Source organism: Staphylococcus simulans (genome assembly GCF_003043455.1).
GTDB lineage: Bacteria > Bacillota > Bacilli > Staphylococcales > Staphylococcaceae > Staphylococcus > Staphylococcus simulans_A.
On the sequence record NZ_PZGG01000141.1, the window covers coordinates 1 to 390 of the forward strand.

The following is a 390-nucleotide window of genomic DNA, read 5'->3' on the forward strand; positions in this document are numbered from 1 at the left end:
TATTACTAGTACATTAAAGTAGCCATATATTATTAAAAACCTACCGAACTCTACTTGGCCAAGTGATTGCTCGAAATTGGGAAATAAAAATAATTGTTGAACTGCAATAAATAAACCTTGAGATAATATGTTTATTAACATATCTTTGATAAACTTCATTATTCAACACTTGCCTTTGTTATTTCATAAAGATTTTTGTGTTTTATGGCATTGTTTTGCCAAGAAAAACTCTTCTTATCTAGTTGGCTAATATTTCTTTGAATTTCGTTATAATTTCCAACAATTTTTCTCACTTGCTTTATTAACTCATCATTATTTGTTGGATTCACAGAATACCCAACATATCCATCTTCGAAATATTTATCAAAGCCTTCATTTTTTGTATATATA

General features: G+C 27.2%; 1 protein-coding gene. It reads right to left on the minus strand.

The features are described 5' to 3' along the window. Positions 1–158 precede the first annotated feature (158 nt). Positions 159–390 (minus strand): glycosyltransferase (locus BU038_RS12370; protein WP_142402613.1); only part of this gene is annotated, 232 nt, incomplete at its 5' end.